A 16102-nucleotide genomic window follows, 5' to 3' on the forward strand; every position below is an offset into this window, starting at 1 on the left:
GGCCCGGTTCCGGGTGGGAGCGTCGGGGAACCGACTGTTTTCCCACCACGGAACCAGGAGAGCGGATGACCACCACCGAAATGCCGGCCGTGCACGAGTGCACGGTCAGCGGCTGTTCCTACAACCACGACGGCTGCCACGCCTTCGCGATCACCGTCGGCGGCGGCAACGGGTCGGCGGACTGCGGAACGTTCATCCCGCTGAACACGAAGGGCGGCTTGGACCGGGTGGTGGCCCAGGTCGGCGCGTGTTCCCGGACGGACTGCCGGCACAACTCGTCACTGGAGTGCGCGGCGGACAGCATCCGCGTCGGCCCGGGCGACGGCGGCCACGCGGCGAACTGCCTGACCTACCGCAGGTAGGGCCGGCCGGGGGTTCCTCGCGGCGGAGCGGGCCGCGAGGAACCGGCGGCCAGGGCTGGTCGGCCCGGCTTCCCGCTGGAGACGCCGGGCGCCGTCGAGCGCCGGTCCGGTCGGCCGGTCGTGGGCGCCGGCCCGAACCGTGGGCGGGTGGGTCTTTCCGCCGCGGGTGCGGCGGGATCTCCGCGCCGGCCGGTCAGGCGGGCCGCTCCGAAGCCACCCCGAACTCCAGGGCGGTCCGGCCGTCGGAGACCGCCGTCGTGGTGCGCAGGGTCAGGCCCGACTCCGCCGCCAGCCGCGTCAGCTCCTCCTCCGTGCGTTCCCGGCCGCCGAAGCACATCAGCATGAACAGGTTGATCGCCGTGGACGTGCCGTGGCGCAGCGGCTCGATCACCACCACCGTGCCGTCCGGCCCGGCCGCGCGGCGGCAGCCCGCCAGGATGCGGCCGGCGTGGTCGTCGTCCCAGTCGTGGAGGATGTCGGACAGCACGTACGCGTCCGCTCCCGGCGGCAGCGGGTCGAAGAAGCTGGCGGGCACCGCCCCGGCCCGGTCGGCGAGCCCGTCCGCCGCGAACCGCGCCGCCGCCGCGGCCGCCGAGGGCGCCAGGTCCAGCACCTCGCCGCGCACCGCCGGGTGCGCGCGCAGGATCTCCGCGAGCAGGAGGCCGTCCCCGCCGCCGACGTCGAGGATCCGCGGGAACCGCCCCCAGCCGAACCGCGCGGCGATCTGCGGTGCCTGCACCTGGAACCGCCAGTTCATCTGCGCGTCGAACGAGTGCCGCAGCCGCGGTTCGGCGTCGATGTCCGCCCAGAAATCCCGGCCGTACCGGTGCTCGTACGCCGCCTTGCCGGTGGTGATCGTCCCGAGCAGGTCGGCGAACGCCAGCTCGGCGCGGCCGCCGGCGGAGTGGATGTCGAGGAGCGGCCGGACCCCCTCCGGGGCGTCCGCGCGCAGCTGCGCACCCAGCTCCGTGGGCCGGTAGCGGCCGGACTCGGCGTCGAACGCGAAGACCCCGGCCGTGACGAGGTGGTCCAGCAGGATGGTCAGCGCGGAGGCGGAAGTACCGGTCCGGGAGGCGAGTTCGGCGGCCGTCGCCGCCGGGTGCTCGGCGAGGCCGAGGGTCGCCGCCACCCGGATGGCCATGGGCGTGGCCAGGTCGGCCAGCGCGAGGATCGACTGCGTCACCCGGTCGAGCCTAGCGGCGGCGTGGCATCATGACGCCTGGACCGATCGGCAAACCGAACGAAAGGCGTCGCTGATGGACGCTTTACCGAACGACGGTGGCCCGTCGATCCGCGACATGCTGGCGGTGAACCTCCGCGCGGCGCGGGCGGCGCGCGGGCTGTCGCTGTCGGAGCTGTCCCGGCGGTCGGGCATCGGCAAGGCGACGCTCTCGCAGCTGGAGGGCGGCACCGGCAACCCGACCATCGAGACCGTGTTCAGCCTTTCCCGGGTGCTCGAGGTGGCGATCTCCGACCTGCTCGACCACCGGCCGCGCGGCGGACTGACCGTCGTGCGCGCGGCCGAGGTCGAGGTGCTCCGCGGCGAGGGTGTCGACCTGCGGCCGCTGCGCCGGATCGAGGCCGAGAACAGCGTCTTCGAGGTCTACGACCAGCTCGTCCGCGGTGACGCGCCGCAGCGCTCGCAGGGCCACGTCGGCGTCGAGCACACCGTCGTGCAGGCCGGCAGGCTGTGCGTCGAGGTCGCGGGCCGGAGCGTGCACCTCGGGCCCGGCGACTACGTCGCGTTCGACGCCCGCGAGCCGCACAGCTACACCGCGCCGGAGGGTCCGGTGCAGTCGGTGCTGCTGCTGCAGTACCGCGCGGACGAACGGCTCGACGGGCGCCCGCACCCTGTCCTGGCGGATTGACAGCGTTCCCGATCGAGACCTATCGTTCGCTATACCGAACGCTGGAGGGTCGATGAACCGAACGCGGGTGGTGGTGATCGGCGCCGGGATCGTCGGCGCGGCGTGCGCGCGGGAGCTCGCCCTGGCCGGGTTCGACGTCCTGGTCCTCGACCGCGGCCGGCCCGCGGGCGGCACCACGTCGCACGGCGAAGGAAACCTGCTGGTCTCGGACAAGGGACCGGGCGCCGAACTCAGGCTCGCGCAGCTGTCGGCCCGGTTGTGGCCGCAGGTGCTGGCCGAAATCGCCGACGACGACCCGCGCGCGGCGGCCGCGACGGAGTTCGACCCGAAGGGCGGCATCGTCGTGGCCACCACCGAGGCCGGTGCCGGCGCGCTGCTCGCGTTCGCCGACGCCCAGAGCGAGGCCGGCGTGCGCACCGAGCGGCTCGACGCGGCGGAGGTCGCGGCGGCCGAGCCCGCGCTCACCCGGCAGCTGACCGCCGCCGTCCGTTACCCGGAGGACGCCCAGGTGCAGCCGGCCGCCGCCGCGCTCGCGCTGCTCGGTTCGGCGCTGCGCCACGGCGCCCGGCTGCGCACCGGGGCCGAGGTCACCGGCGCGCGGATCGCGGGCGGGCGGATCACCGGGGTGCGCCTGGCAGGCGAAGTCGTCGAGGCGGACGTCGTGGTGAACGCGGCGGGGCCGTGGGCGGGCGAGCTGTCGGCCCGGCTGGAAGCGCCGATCGCGGTCCGGCCCCGGCGCGGCGAGGTCCTGGTGACCACGCCGATGCCGGGCGTGGTGCGGCACAAGGTCTACGACGCGGACTACGTCGGTGCGGTCGGCACGGGCAGCGGCGAACTGCAGACCTCGGCGGTGGTCGAGTCGACGCGCGGCGGCACGGTGCTGATCGGCTCGTCCCGCCGCCGGGTGGGCTTCGACGACACGATCCGGCCGCACGTGCTCGGCGCGATCGCGGCCAAGGCGGTCCGGCTCTTCCCGGCCCTGGCCGACGCCGCGGTGATGCGCGCGTACGGCGGCTTCCGGCCGTACGTCGACGACCACCTGCCGGTGCTCGGCGAGGACCCCAGACTGGCCGGCCTGTGGCACGCCACCGGACACGAAGGGGCGGGCATCGGCCTCAGCGTCGGCACGGCCCGGCTGCTGCGCGAACTGCTGACCGGCACCACGCCGTCGATGCCGGTGGCAGAGTTCACCGTGGACCGTCCGGCGGTGCCGGCGTGAACGAGCCGATCGAAATCACCGTCGACGGCGAGACCGTGCCCGGGCTCGCCGGGCAGACCGTCGCCGGCGTGCTGCTCGCCGCCGGGCGGATCTCCTGGCGCACCACGCGCTCCGGAGCCCCGCGCGGTGTCTTCTGCGGCATCGGGGCCTGCTTCGACTGCCTGCTCACCGTCAACGGCGTCGCCGACGTCCGCGCCTGCCGCCGCCGCGCCGCCGACGGCGACGAGGTCCGGACCCAGTCGCGGGAGGAGCGCGCGTGACGCACGTCGTCGTCATCGGCGCCGGGCCGGCCGGGCTCGCGGCCGCCGAGCACGCGCTCGCCGCCGGGGCCGACGTCACCGTCCTCGACCAGGCCGACGCCCCCGGCGGGCAGTACCACCGGGGTGCCGCGCACCGGTTCGCAGCACTCCTGGACCGGTGCACGTGGTGGCCGGAAAGCACCGTCTGGGCCCTGGAAGGCAAGCGGGTCCACCTGCTGCGCGGCCCGGCCGACGGGACGAACCGGCCGCGGCACACCCTCGAGCCCGACGCGCTGGTCCTGGCCACCGGCGCCCACGACCGGGTCCTGCCCTTCCCCGGCTGGCAGCTGCCCGGCGTCTTCACCGCGGGCGCCGCGCAGGCCGTGGCGAAGGGGGAGCGGGTCGCCGTCGGGCGGCGGGTGCTCGTCGCCGGGACCGGGCCGTTCCTGCTGCCGGTCGCGGCGTCCCTGCTGGACGTCGGCGGCGGAGTACGAGCCGTCCTGGAGGCGAACCCGGCGCGGACTGTCCTCAGTGGATGGTCGTGGCGGGCGGCCGCGCACGCCGGCAAGGCGGGCGAACTGGTGCGTCACGCCGCCAAGCTGGCTCGCCACCGCGTGCCGTACCGCACGGGCCGCACGGTGGTCGAAGCCCGCGGGGACGACCGGGTCCGCGAAGCCGTCACCGCCCGGATCCGCGCGGACTGGTCGGTCGTCCCCGGCACCGAACGCACCTACGAGGTCGACGCCCTCTGCGTCGGGCACGGCTTCGTGCCGCAGCCCGAACTCGCCGTCGCGGCCGGCTGCGCGCTCGACGGCGGGTTCGTCCGGGTCGACGGCGACCAGCGCACCAGCGTCGCCGGGGTGTTCGCCGCGGGGGAGATCACCGGCATCGGCGGTTCGGCCGCCGCCGCCGCGGAAGGTGCGGTCGCCGGCCGGGCCGCCGCCGGGACGGCACCGGACCGGGCGCTGGTCGAGCGGCGTGACCGCACCCGGACCTTCGCCCGCCTGCTCGCCGCCGCCCACCCGGTCGGCACGGCGTGGTCCGGCTGGCTGCGCGAGGACACCGTCGTCTGCCGGTGCGAGGAAACCACCTACGGCGACCTGAAGAGTGCCGTCGCCGACCCGGCGAGCCCGGGCCCGCACGCGCTCAAGCTCGGCACCCGCGCCGGGCTCGGCCCGTGCCAGGGCCGGATGTGCGGCCCCGCCGTCGCCGAACTCTGCGGTGGTGCCGAACGCCACCACCGTCCGATCGCCCAGCCGATCCGCCTGGGCGAGCTCGCCGAACCGAAGGAGTCCCCATGAGCACCCGCGACCTCGGCGGCGTGGTCGTCGCCGCCGCGCTGCCCTACCGGGCCGACGACGCCGCGCCGGCCGGGCTGGCCGTCGACTACGACGCCTACGCCGAACACTGCCGGTGGCTCGTCGAAAACGGCTGCCGCGGGGTCGGCCCGAACGGCTCCCTCGGCGAGTACTCCTCGCTCACCGACGACGAACGCCGCCGCGTCGCCCGCACCGCGATCGAAGCCGTCGGGACGGACGGGATCGTCGTCGTCGGTGTCCACGGCCCCGGCGCGCACCAGGCGCGGTACTGGGCGGAGGCGGCGGCCGAGGACGGCGCGCACGGTGTGCTCTGCCTGCCGCCGACGCTCTACCGCGCCAACCGCGGCGAGGTGCTCGCGCACTTCGAAGCGGTGGCCTCGGTGGGACTGCCGGTGATGGTCTACAACAACCCGTTCGACACCAAGGTCGACCTCACGCCGGACCTGCTGGCCGAGATCGCGCGGATCGACAACGTCGTGGCGGTCAAGGAGTTCTCCGGCGACGTCCGCCGCGTGCTGGAGATCCGCGAGCGGGCACCGGGGCTGGCCGTGATCTCCGGCGCCGACGACGTCGTCCTGGAGAGCCTGCTGATGGGCGCGACCGGGTGGTTCGCCGGGTTCCCCAACGTGTTCCCGGCCGAGTCGGCGCGGCTGTTCGAGCTCGCCACCTCGGGCAAGCTCGAGGAGGCGAGGGCGCTCTACGAACCGCTGGTGGCCGCGTTCCGCTGGGACTCGCGCACCGAGTTCGTCCAGGCCATCAAGCTCGGGATGGACATGGTGGGCCGCCGCGGGGGGCCGTGCCGCCCGCCGCGGGGACCGCTCTCGGACGTCCACCGCGAACAGGTCCGCGCCGACATGGGCCGCGCGCTCGCCGCGCTGGGGGTGGCGTAGATGCGGGCTTCACGCGCGATCACGGCGGTCGACTCGCACACCGAGGGCATGCCGACCCGGGTGGTGACCGGCGGCGTGGGCCCCATCCCCGGCGCCACGATGGCCGAGCGCCGCCGCTACTTCATGGCCCACCTGGACCACCTGCGGCAGTTCCTGGTGAACGAACCGCGCGGCCATTCCGCGATGAGCGGCGCGATCCTGCAGCCGCCCTGCCGCGAGGACGCCGACTGGGGCGTGGTGTACATCGAGGTGTCGGGCTGCCTGCCGATGTGCGGCCACGGCACCATCGGCGTGGCGACCGTGCTGGTGGAGACGGGCATGGTCGAGGTGACCGAGCCGACGACGGTGGTGCGCCTGGACACCCCGGCCGGGCTGGTGCACGCCGAGGTCACGGTCCGGGACGGGCGGGCGTCGAGCGTCAAGCTGCGCAATGTGGCGTCCTTCCTCGCCGAGCGCGACGCCGAGGTTGCCGTGCCCGGCTTCGGGCCGGTCCGCTACGACCTCGCCTACGGCGGGAACTTCTACGCCATCCTCGAACTGTCCTCTTTGGACATCCCGTTCGACCGGGCGGAGAAGGACCGGATCCTGGCCGCCGGGCTGGCGATCATGGGCGCGATCGAGGAGCAGCGGCCGCCGAAGCACCCGGAGGACCCGCTGATCGGCGGGTGCAAGCACGTCCAGTTCCTGGCGCCGGGGTCGGACGCGCGGGCGTCGCGGAACGCGATGGCGATCCATCCGGGCTGGTTCGACCGGTCGCCGTGCGGCACCGGCACGTCCGCCCGGATGGCCCAGCTGCACGCCCGCGGCGAGCTGCCGCTGCACACGCCGTTCGAGAACTCGTCGTTCATCGGCACGACGTTCACCGGCTCGCTGGTGGCCGAGACCACGGTGGGTGGCGTGCCGGCGGTGGTGCCGGAGTTCTCCGGCCGGGCCTGGATCACCGGGACGGCGACGTACCTGCTCGACCCGGACGACCCGTTCCCGACGGGGTTCGTGCTCTAGTCGGCCCGGACGGACCGCCCTTTTCGGACGATCAGCGCACACTCCGTCACCGAGAGTGTCTCCGGATGCCGATTCCGCAGGTCACAGCTCGGCGCGAACGGGTTCCCGTTTTCGGGCACCCTTCGGGCTGCGGTAAAACGTTTCGGGTCGCTTGACGCCGTCCGATCCGGGCTGGCACGGTCTGCCTGGCCAGAGCGTCTCACCCGGCCCGGACGGCGGGGCGATGGTTCCGGCGCTCCTGGTAACCGGGGTTGATCTACGGGGAAAGCCAAAGAACGGATCGCGAAGAAAGCGCTTTCCTCGGTGGGGAAATCACCCCGGCACGATCATGAGAATGGGAGTCACAAGATGCGCAACAAGCTCGCGGCCGTGGCCGCGACGACCGTTTTCGTCGCCGGCGGGTCACTCATGACCGCGACTTCGGCGTCGGCAACCGTGGACCCGCCCGGCGGCGGCAGCTGGGACCACACGTGGACCACCACGGACGCCGACAAGGGCGGCACCGTCTACGTCGAAGAGAACGGCGACGTCGTGACCGTCTGCGACACGGCCGCCGACGGGCTCTCCGCCCGGGCCGATGTCCGCGTCGAGGAAACTTCGGGGAACAGTTACCGCTTCCTCTACACGGTCACCGCCGCCGGTGGCCTGGGATCCTGCGCCACGTCCAAGGCTTCCGACGGCGGCGTGCACGACCTCCCGGAGCACGTGAACATCCTGGTCCAGGTCTACCTGGGGCCGCACTACCAGAACTCGAGCCCCCACTACTACCTCAACGATCACTAGGTTCCGGTCCGGACGGCCCGGTCGCCGGCCCCGGCCGGGCCGTCCGCCGCACTAGGCGGGCTGCCAGAGCTCGATGCGGTGCCCCTCGGGGTCGGTGACCCAGCCGAACCGGCCGATGCCGGCCATCTCCTGGACGTCGTCGGCCACGTCGGCGCCGCGGGCGCGGAGCTGGGCCAGCATGGCGTCGAGGTCGCGGACCCGGAAGTTGAGCATGGTCTGCTGGGTCGGCGAACCGAAGTAGCCGGTCCCGGCCTCGAACGGCGCGAAGACGGTCGGGCCGGGTTCCTGCCGCCAGACGCCGGATTCGTCGGTGTCCAGGCCGAGGCAGTCGCGGTACCAGGCAGCGAGGGCGGCGGGGTCTTCCGCGCGGATGAAGTACCCGCCGATTCCGAGCACGCGTTCCATGCGGCGATCCTGCCAGCCGGCCGCCGCGCGGGGCGGGTGACACGCGGGCCGGGCGCGCAGACCGGGGTGGTCCGGGTCCGGTCCGCCGGTTTCGGCCGGATCGGTAAAAGCCGGGGTAATGACCCGCCGGTTCCATTTGCGCTCCCTTGGGAAAAGATCACTCGGTCGGGTGATGGGTTGGTTAAGAACGAGCGTTAGATTTCCTTCCGCGGCCCCGGAAGCTCTCCGGGTGGCTGATTCGAGGCCCGTCGGGGCTTCCTGGGGGAAGGTTGGCCATGTCCGTTGTGTCCGTTCGCGCGCGCAGACGGTTTTCCGGCGTATTTCCGGCACGGCCGCTGACGGTTTTCCTCAGCGTTCTCGCGCTCGTGGCCGGGGGCACGGCGGCCGCCCAGGCCGCGCCGCGACCGCCGGCGCCGCCGCAACCCGCCGCCGCGCCGAAACCCGCCGATTTCGGCCCGGACGCGGCGAAGTCCGCGGACGTCGCCGTCGACGGGCACGGGGACGCGCAGGGCTACCACCTCGAAGCCGGCCGCGAGAGCGGCGGGTTCGCCTGGCGCGAGGTCGCGCTGCTGCACCCGGCCGGGTTCGACGATTCCTCGTGGACCGGCTACCAGTGCGTGTCCGGGGACGGGAAGTACGCCGCGGTCGCGATCCTGCCCGCGTCGGCGGTGAACACCCAGGCCGCGCGCGACCACGGGGCGTTCGCCTACTCCGTCGACCTCGCCTCGGGTGCGGTGCACGCGCTCGCCGGCGGGGTCGGCCTGAAGTACTACTCGCCCGGCTGCGGCACCGGCGACGACGCCGTGTTCACCGTGGCCGCCGAGCAGACCACCCGGCTCCTGACCGCCGACCTCGCGGCCGGGAAGATCACCGGTTCGTTGACGGCGCCGGGGCAGCTCACCTCGGCGGTGCCGACGCGGTCGGGCCTCGTCGGGGTGGCGGGCAACCGGCTGGTTTCCGTGCCCGCCATGGGATCGCCGTCCGTGATCGCGGCCCTGCCCGGCTCGGTCTACGACGTGCGGCCCGCGGCCGACGGCGGCGTCAGCTTCCTGCACGCCGCCCCCGGCGGCCAGGTCGCCACCGCGGCGCACGAGCACGCCGGGGTGGTCACCACGCTCGGCAGCGGTGACCTGACGCGCGTGCAGCTGTTCCAGGGCCGCGCCGGGCACGCCGTGCTGGCCGGGGCCACCCCCGCCGGCGGCGACGTCCTCGCCGCGGCCGGGGTGCGCAGCGTCGGCGACGCCGGTCTCGCGCACCCCGCCGAAGCGTCCTCTTTGGACGGCGACGCGCTGCTCGCGCCGGACGCCGACGGGCGGAAGACCGCGCTGCTGGCGACGAAGACGGGCAAGGTGCTCACCGCCGCGGCCGCGTCCGGCGCCGCGCGGGCCGCGACCGAGGTGCCCACCTACTCGGCGACGCCCGGGACCACGACGCCCGCCCCGCGGCAGAACCGGCTCAGCCCGAAGGCCGACGCCGCGGCCACCGGCACCCGGGCGGCGCCGGACACGGCCGAGGCGACGCAGACGCCGAAGTGCGCGGTGCCGCCGTTGACCGCCAACCGGCAGGTGATGCAGCCGAACGCGGCGCAGGTGAACTGGGCGGTCCAGCTGGCCGAACAGGGCCTGCTGACCGGCAGCGCGTACACACGCCCGGCGAACTTCGCGAACATGGGACTCGTCGGGTACGCCCCGAACAGCGACTTCCCGCTGATCTCGCTGTCGCACCCCGCGGGCGGTTCGAGCACGGTGCCGCGGTCGATCTTCGAGGGCATCATGGCCCAGGAATCGAACTGGTCGCAGGCGTCGTGGCACGCCCCGGCCGGCACCGCGGGCGACCCGCTGATCGCCAGCTACTACGGCGCCGGCGGCGACATCGTCTCGATCAACTACGCCGCTTCGGACTGCGGCTACGGGATCAGCCAGGTCACCGACGGCATGCACATCGGCGACCACTCGCTCTCCGAGCACGGCCAGTGGAAGGTCGCCGTCGACTACCAGGAGAACATCGCCGCCGGCCTGCAGATCCTGGAGACGACCTGGAACCAGCTCTACGCCGACGGGATCACGGCGAACAACGCCGACCCGCGCTACCTGGAGAACTGGTACTTCGCGGCCTGGGCGTACAACTCGGGGATCCAGCCGAACGCGGCCAACGGCAACACCACCGGCTGCACGCCCGGCCCGTCCTGCACGGGCCCGCACGGCACCTGGGGCCTTGGCTGGACGAACAACCCGGCCAACCTGGACTACCCGCCCAACCGCGACCCGTACCTGCAGGACACCTACGCCGACGCCGCGCACCCGGCGAGCTGGCCGTACCAGGAGCGCGTGCTCGGCTGGACGGCCAGCCCGCTGATCCGCTACGGCAGCCCGGCCTACGCGAAGCCGACGTACAACGGCGGCCAGCGCTGGGTGCAGCCGGCGCCGTTCACCGCGATGTGCTCGCTCGCCGCCAACCAGTGCGACCCGAACAACACCAACACGTCCAACCCGGGCGCGAGCCACTGCATGCTCGACGACTTCCAGTGCTGGTGGCACAACCCGGTGACGTGGATCCCCGGCTGCAGCACGACGTGCGCGACGAGCCCGTACGCCGTTTCGGGCGGTTCGGAGCCGGCGAACCCGACGCAGAACCCGCCGACGTGCAGCCAGGACACCTCGAAGGTGCCGAGCGGGTCGATCATCGTCGACGACGAGCCGAACCGGCTGAACCTGCAGGGCTGTGGCGCGGCGAACTGGTCGTCGAACGGCACGTTCACCTACACCTACGGCACGAACTCCGCGGGTGACCCGATCGGCGCGATCGACACCCACCAGCTCGGCACCGGGCTCGGCGGCCGCGTCCTGTTCACCCACACCGAGAACGGCGCGAACCCGGCGCTGATCAACACCGGGGTGTGGACGCCGAACCTGCCGTCCCTGCAGTACTACAAGGTCAAGCTGCACCTGCCCGGCCTCGGCGCCGAGGCGACGAACGTCGTCTACAACATCAACCCCGGCGGCGGGGTCGCGCCGTGGAAGATCCGGGTCAACCAGGCCTGGAACTCCGAGCAGTGGGTCACCATCGGCACGTTCGCCATGCAGAACGGCGGCAACGTCACCCTGAACAACAACGGCAGCTCGGTCGACCAGGGCGGTTTCGGCTACTCGGACTTCGACGTCGCCTTCGACGCGATCGCGTTCGTCCCCATGGGCGGCACCCCCGGTCAGCCGATCGGCGGCCCGCCGGGCATCCAGGACGCGCCCAAGGGCTCGAACCCGGCGTTCATCGCCTGCGGGTGCGCGCGGCGCACCGCCGGCGACCCCGTGGACACCTCGACGGGCTACTTCGGGGACACCTTCACCGACCTGGCCACGCCGGGCCGGGGCACGGCGCTGAACTTCACCCGCAGCTACGCCGAAAGCGTCGCCGACCCCGCCGGACCCGGCGGGGCGCTCGCCGCGGACGGCCCGTTCGGCTGGGGCTGGACGTTCTCCTACAACCTGTCCGCGGCCACGGACGGCACCACCGGCAACGTGACGGTGAAGCAGGAGGACGGCTCGGCGGTCACCTTCGTCGCCGGCGCCGGCGGCTACACGCCGTCCGCGCCGCGGTACGACGCCGCCCTGGTGAAGTCCGGTTCGTCCTACGTGTACACCCGGCGCGGCAACCAGCTCTTCACCTTCGACGTCGCGAGCGGGCACCTGACGGCCGAGACGGACCTGCCCGGGAGCAAGGCCACCCCGGCGTACCAGACGACCTTGGCCTACGACGGCTCCGGCCGGCTGGCGACCGTGACCGATCCCGCCGGCCGCCGGTACACGCTGACCTGGACCGGCAACCACATCACCGGCCTCACGGACACCGCCGGCCGTCAGGTGACCTACGGCTACGACGCCGTCGGCGACCTCACCGACGTCTACGGCGCCGGGACGACCCGGTCCCCGGTGCTCAAGGACGACGACCACGCGAAGTACACCTACGACGGCAACCACCTGATGACGTCCATGCGGTCCCCGGCCAACTTCGGGGGACCCGCGACGGCGGTGACGTCGATGGCCTACGACAGCGCCGAGCGGGTGCGCACGCAGACCGACGCGAACGGGCACACCACGACGTTCACCTACGGTCCCGACGGCGGCCTCGCCGCGGGCCAGACCCTGGTCACCGACCCGGCCGGGCACCGGAAGCTGGACACCTACCAGAACGGCCTGCTGGTCTCGGAGACGCTGGGCTACGGCACCGCCGACGCCGGGACGACGGCCTACACCTACGACCCGGTCACCCTCGGGGTCACCACGCGGACCGACGCCGACGGCCACCTCGAGACGTTCACCTACGACGACCACGGCAACAAGACGTCGGAGTCGGACGCGCTGGGCTTCACCACCGACTACGCCTACGACGACGCCGGCAACCTGGTCGAGACCGTGGACCGCAACGGCGTCGCGACGGTCAACCAGTACGACCAGGCCGGGCACGTCCCCGCGGCCGCGGTGGGGGAGCGCGTGCTCACCTCGACCACGGTGACGCAGGCCAACAACGTGGTCGAATCGACCACCGGCAACTTCGGGCCGGCCCCGGTCCGCACGGTGAACCACTACTACGACGACGCGGCGCACCCCGGCGACCGGACCCGCACGGTGGATCCCGCCGGGAAGACCACGACCAGCGTCTTCGACGCCTTCGGCGACCAGACTTCGAGCACCGACGGCGCCGGCGACAAGACCCTGTCCGGGTACGACACGGCCACCGGGCTCCGCACCTCCACGGTGTCCGGGAACGGCGTCGCGGCCGGAACCGCGGCCGGGTGCACGCCGCCGGCGAACGGCTGCACGACCTACGCCCACGACGCCCACGGCCGGGTCACCGCCACCACGGACCCGCTGGGGCACACCACCTCGGCGACCTACGACGCCGACGGCGACAAGACGTCGGTGACCGACGCCAACCACCACACCACGACCTCGGCCTTCGACCCGGCCGGGCAGCTGGTGAAGGTGACCCAGGCGGACAACACGACCCAGACCACCGACTACAACCCCGACGGCACCATCGCCGACACCGTGGACGGCTTGAACGCCGTGACGACGTTCGGCTACGACGGGCAGGGCCGCAGGAACTCCCGCACCGACGCCGGCCACCGCACCTCCGCCGTGCACATCGGTCCCGCGGGCCGGGTGGTCACCGCCACCGACCCGGCGGGCCGGGTCACCACCACCGGCTACGACGCGGCGGGCCGGGTGACGTCGGTGTCCTATTCGGACGGGAAGACGCCGGGGGCCGGCTACGGCTACGACCCGGCCGGGCACCGGACGTCGATGACCGACGGGACCGGGACCACGACGTGGACCTACGACGTCTTCGGGGAGGTCACCGCGCAGGTCCAGGGCTCGGGGGCCAAGGTCGCCTACGGCTACGACGACAACGGCAACCGGACCTCCATCCTCTACCCGGGCCAGACGACGCCGGTGGCGCAGACCTTCGACGACGCCGAGCGGCTCGCGACGGTGACCGACTGGAACGGCAACAAGACCACCTTCGGCTACGACGGCGACAGCGCGCTCAAGACCACCGCGTACCCGAACGGCACGACGGTCGCCAACGGCTACGACGACAGCGGCGCGCTGACCTCGACCACGGCGGCGACCGGGGCCACCACGGTGGTGTCGATGACCTTCGGGCGGGACGCCGTGGGACAGCTGGCGGCCCGGACGATCGGGGCGGCGTCGCAGACCTTCGGCCACAGCGTGCGCGAGCAGCTGAGCTCGGACGGCACCACCGGTTACGCCGAAGACGCGGCGAACAACCCGGTGACGGTCGGTGCCGCGACCCAGGCGTTCGACCCGGCCGGCCGGCTCTGCTGGTCGCTCGCGAGCGGCACGGTGAGCAACCCCAGCTGCGGCACCGTGCCGCCCAACGCGACCTCGTACGCGTTCGACGACCTCGGCGAGCGCACGGCGGCCGGCGCCACCACCTACGGCTACGACCAGGCCGGGCGGCTGACCGGCGTCACCGGCGCCACTTCGGCGACCTACGGCTACAACGGCGACAACCTCCGGATCTCGAAGACCACCGGCGGGTCGACCGCGACGTTCGTCTGGGACGCCGCCTCGACGCCGAACCTCCTGTCCGACGGCACGAACAGCTACCTCTACGGTCCGTCCGGGCTGCCGATCGAGCAGCTGGGCGGCGGGGGCTCGTTCTGGTACGTGCACGACCAGATCGGCTCGACCACCGCGCTGCTCACCGCCGCGGGCGCCGTCGCCGGGAGCTACGCCTACACCCCGTACGGACTGGTGACCGCGACCGGCACGGCCAGGACGCCGTTGCAGTACACGGGCCAGTACACCGACGCCGAGTCGGGCCTGGTGTACCTGCGGGCGCGCTACTACGACCCGGGAACCGCGCTGTTCCTCACGGTCGACCCGCTCGTCGACACCACCCGGACGCCCTACGCCTACGCCGGCGGCAACCCGCTGGACTACGCCGACCCGACCGGGAACTGCAGCTTCTGGGAGTGCCTCGGGATCGGGGCCGGCCTCGCGGGCGCCGTGCTCGGCGCGGGCGCCTGCATCGTCCTCGAGCCCTGCGGGCTGGGCGTGGCGGCCGCGGGCGTCGGCGCGGCGGCCCTCGACGGCGGGGCGATCTTCGGCGCCGGGCTCCTCGGCGGGGCGGTGGGGCTCGGCGGGGTGGGCATCGCGCACACGATGTCGACCTCCGGAGGCGGCGATTTCGACGACGAAGACGACGACTTCGAAGGAACCGGGTTCTCCCGGGACGAAATCGCCGAATTCGCCAACGGGCACGCCGACGACGGCAACCCGGCGATGAACCGGCCGAGCCTGAGCGAAATCCAGCGGACGCTCGGGAAGGGGAAGACTTCACCGGGCAAGGGCAATTCGGTGCGCTACGATTGCGACGGCGTCCGGGTGATCGTGAACCGCGACATGCCGTGGCGCAGCACCGCGTACTACCCGGATCGGTGAGCATGACCGAGGACCTGGCCCAGCGGATCAAGGCCGTCTTCAGCGAAGCCGAGCGCGAAGAACTCGACGGGTACCGCTACCGGATCAACGACGAGAAGTCGATCGGCACGCTCGATCTCCTGGTCTCCTGGGCGTTGCACGTGCAGAAGATCGACGAGGACCGGGCGAAGCCGGTGACCGACCGGCACGTCTGGGGCGCGCACGACCTCATCGCGGCGGTGTCGCTGCGCAGTTTCCTGGCCCGCTGCCTGGACCGGCTCCCCGAGCCGCTCGAGGGCAAGGTCGCCGGGCAGCTCGCGCGGTACGACGAGCACTTCGTGGCGATCACCCGCGAGGACGACGGCAGGCTGCTGGAGCAGGTGGCCGAAGAGGACCTGTCGGGGAAACCCTGGTGGTGGCACCGGATTCCGGATTCCGGGCCGATCGCCGACGAGCTACGGGGATACGCGTGAGCTGACGCGGTTCGCCGGGGTGGCCGAGCCGCCCCGGCGAAGCGCGCTCAGCCGTCATCCCCGGGTGTCGCGGCGCGGAGCTTCCTCGGGCGGCCGGGTGCCGCCGGTGCGCGGCACGATCCGGGCGGCGGCCGTGCCGAGGCCGGTCGGGCCGAACACCGAGGCGGGCAAGGCCGGCGGGCGGCCGGGTGCGTCGGGTTTGCGGGGCGGTGTCACGGGCTCGGTCATCATCCCTCCCGGCCGATTTCGGCGTTTTCGAGGATGGCGAGGGCGTCGGGGACGAGGACGGCGGCGGAGTAGTAGGCGGAGACGAGGTAGGAGATGAGGGCTTGGTCGTTGATGCCCATGAAGCGGACGTTGAGTCCGGGTTGGTATTCGTCGGGTAGCCCGGTTTGGTGGAGCCCCACCACACCCTGGGCCTGTTCGCCGGTGCGCATGAGCAGGATGGAGCTGGTGCGGGTGTCGGTGACGGGGATTTTGTTGCAGGGGAGGATCGGGATGCCGCGCCAGGAGGGGACTTGGTGGCCGGCGAGGTCGACGCTGGTGGGGTAGATGCCGGTTTTGGTGCATTCGCGGCCGAAGGCGGCGATGGTGG

The 16102-nt window shown here is 73.1% G+C and carries 13 protein-coding genes and 1 pseudogene; 10 read left to right on the top strand and 4 right to left on the bottom strand.

From position 1 onward, the window contains the following. Positions 1-65 precede the first annotated feature (65 nt). Positions 66-362, top strand: coding sequence for a DUF1540 domain-containing protein (locus tag ACWEGE_RS25045; protein WP_449662879.1), 297 nt, complete (start codon positions 66-68; stop codon positions 360-362). 193 nt (positions 363-555) lie between these two features. Here ACWEGE_RS25045 and ACWEGE_RS25050 read toward each other — a convergent pair whose 3' ends face one another. Beyond that, positions 556-1545, bottom strand: coding sequence for a methyltransferase (locus ACWEGE_RS25050; RefSeq protein WP_449662880.1), 990 nt, complete (start codon positions 1543-1545; stop codon positions 556-558). 73 nt (positions 1546-1618) lie between these two features. Here ACWEGE_RS25050 and ACWEGE_RS25055 point away from each other — a divergent pair, with 73 nt between their 5' ends. The 7 genes from ACWEGE_RS25055 to ACWEGE_RS25085 all read left to right on the top strand — a co-directional run bounded on the left by ACWEGE_RS25055 (position 1619) and on the right by ACWEGE_RS25085 (position 7682). Then, positions 1619-2230: a helix-turn-helix domain-containing protein gene (locus tag ACWEGE_RS25055; protein WP_449662881.1), complete on the top strand. Its 612-nt coding sequence runs from the start codon at positions 1619-1621 to the stop codon at positions 2228-2230. Between the two features lie 52 nt (positions 2231-2282). Further along, positions 2283-3449, top strand: a complete 1167-nt coding sequence (locus ACWEGE_RS25060) for an NAD(P)/FAD-dependent oxidoreductase (RefSeq protein WP_449662882.1) — start codon at positions 2283-2285, stop codon at positions 3447-3449. Next, positions 3446-3709: a (2Fe-2S)-binding protein gene (locus ACWEGE_RS25065; protein WP_449662883.1), complete on the top strand. Its 264-nt coding sequence runs from the start codon at positions 3446-3448 to the stop codon at positions 3707-3709. Before ACWEGE_RS25060 ends, ACWEGE_RS25065 begins: the two co-directional genes overlap by 4 nt. Next, positions 3706-4989, top strand: coding sequence for an FAD/NAD(P)-dependent oxidoreductase (locus tag ACWEGE_RS25070; RefSeq protein ID WP_449662884.1), 1284 nt, complete (start codon positions 3706-3708; stop codon positions 4987-4989). Before ACWEGE_RS25065 ends, ACWEGE_RS25070 begins: the two co-directional genes overlap by 4 nt. After that, complete coding sequence (locus ACWEGE_RS25075) at positions 4986-5897, top strand: dihydrodipicolinate synthase family protein (protein ID WP_449662885.1); 912 nt, start codon at positions 4986-4988, stop codon at positions 5895-5897. Before ACWEGE_RS25070 ends, ACWEGE_RS25075 begins: the two co-directional genes overlap by 4 nt. After that, positions 5898-6899, top strand: coding sequence for a proline racemase family protein (locus ACWEGE_RS25080; protein ID WP_449662886.1), 1002 nt, complete (start codon positions 5898-5900; stop codon positions 6897-6899). 348 nt (positions 6900-7247) lie between these two features. Further along, entirely contained in the window at positions 7248-7682 is a 435-nt protein-coding gene (locus tag ACWEGE_RS25085; protein WP_449662887.1) for a hypothetical protein, read from the top strand. Positions 7683-7733: 51 nt separating this feature from the next. Here ACWEGE_RS25085 and ACWEGE_RS25090 read toward each other — a convergent pair whose 3' ends face one another. Then, positions 7734-8087, bottom strand: a complete 354-nt coding sequence (locus tag ACWEGE_RS25090) for a VOC family protein (protein WP_449662888.1) — start codon at positions 8085-8087, stop codon at positions 7734-7736. Between the two features lie 365 nt (positions 8088-8452). Here ACWEGE_RS25090 and ACWEGE_RS25095 point away from each other — a divergent pair, with 365 nt between their 5' ends. Both ACWEGE_RS25095 and ACWEGE_RS25100 read left to right on the top strand, forming a co-directional pair. After that, the gene (locus ACWEGE_RS25095; protein WP_449662889.1) at positions 8453-15055 is read left to right on the top strand and encodes an RHS repeat-associated core domain-containing protein; all 6603 of its coding nucleotides are present in this window, start codon (positions 8453-8455) and stop codon (positions 15053-15055) included. A 2-nt stretch (positions 15056-15057) separates the two neighbouring features. Then, on the top strand, positions 15058-15507 hold the full coding sequence (locus ACWEGE_RS25100; protein ID WP_449662890.1) for a hypothetical protein: 450 nt from the start codon (positions 15058-15060) through the stop codon (positions 15505-15507). 54 nt (positions 15508-15561) lie between these two features. Here the strand turns inward: ACWEGE_RS25100 and ACWEGE_RS25105 are convergent, their stop codons facing one another. Both ACWEGE_RS25105 and ACWEGE_RS25110 read right to left on the bottom strand, forming a co-directional pair. Beyond that, positions 15562-15735 carry a hypothetical protein gene (locus tag ACWEGE_RS25105; protein ID WP_449662891.1) on the bottom strand — a complete coding sequence of 58 codons (174 nt, stop codon included), beginning with the start codon at positions 15733-15735 and terminating at the stop codon, positions 15562-15564. Beyond that, a pseudogene (locus tag ACWEGE_RS25110) lies at positions 15735-16102 on the bottom strand (Crp/Fnr family transcriptional regulator); the annotation flags it as partial. The gene ACWEGE_RS25105 and the pseudogene ACWEGE_RS25110, both read right to left, overlap by 1 nt.

It is taken from the genome of Amycolatopsis sp. NPDC004747 (assembly GCF_053601335.1).

What these genes read in the sequence shown, in the direction of transcription:
- ACWEGE_RS25045 (WP_449662879.1), top strand. Translation starts at nt 66, where the DNA reads ATGACCACCACCGAAATGCCGGCCGTGCACGAGTGCACGGTCAGCGGC.
- ACWEGE_RS25055 (WP_449662881.1), top strand. Translation starts at nt 1,619, where the DNA reads ATGGACGCTTTACCGAACGACGGTGGCCCGTCGATCCGCGACATGCTG.
- ACWEGE_RS25060 (WP_449662882.1), top strand. Translation starts at nt 2,283, where the DNA reads ATGAACCGAACGCGGGTGGTGGTGATCGGCGCCGGGATCGTCGGCGCG.
- ACWEGE_RS25075 (WP_449662885.1), top strand. Translation starts at nt 4,986, where the DNA reads ATGAGCACCCGCGACCTCGGCGGCGTGGTCGTCGCCGCCGCGCTGCCC.
- ACWEGE_RS25080 (WP_449662886.1), top strand. Translation starts at nt 5,898, where the DNA reads ATGCGGGCTTCACGCGCGATCACGGCGGTCGACTCGCACACCGAGGGC.
- ACWEGE_RS25085 (WP_449662887.1), top strand. Translation starts at nt 7,248, where the DNA reads ATGCGCAACAAGCTCGCGGCCGTGGCCGCGACGACCGTTTTCGTCGCC.
- ACWEGE_RS25090 (WP_449662888.1), bottom strand. Translation starts at nt 8,087, where the DNA reads ATGGAACGCGTGCTCGGAATCGGCGGGTACTTCATCCGCGCGGAAGAC.
- ACWEGE_RS25100 (WP_449662890.1), top strand. Translation starts at nt 15,058, where the DNA reads ATGACCGAGGACCTGGCCCAGCGGATCAAGGCCGTCTTCAGCGAAGCC.
- ACWEGE_RS25105 (WP_449662891.1), bottom strand. Translation starts at nt 15,735, where the DNA reads ATGACCGAGCCCGTGACACCGCCCCGCAAACCCGACGCACCCGGCCGC.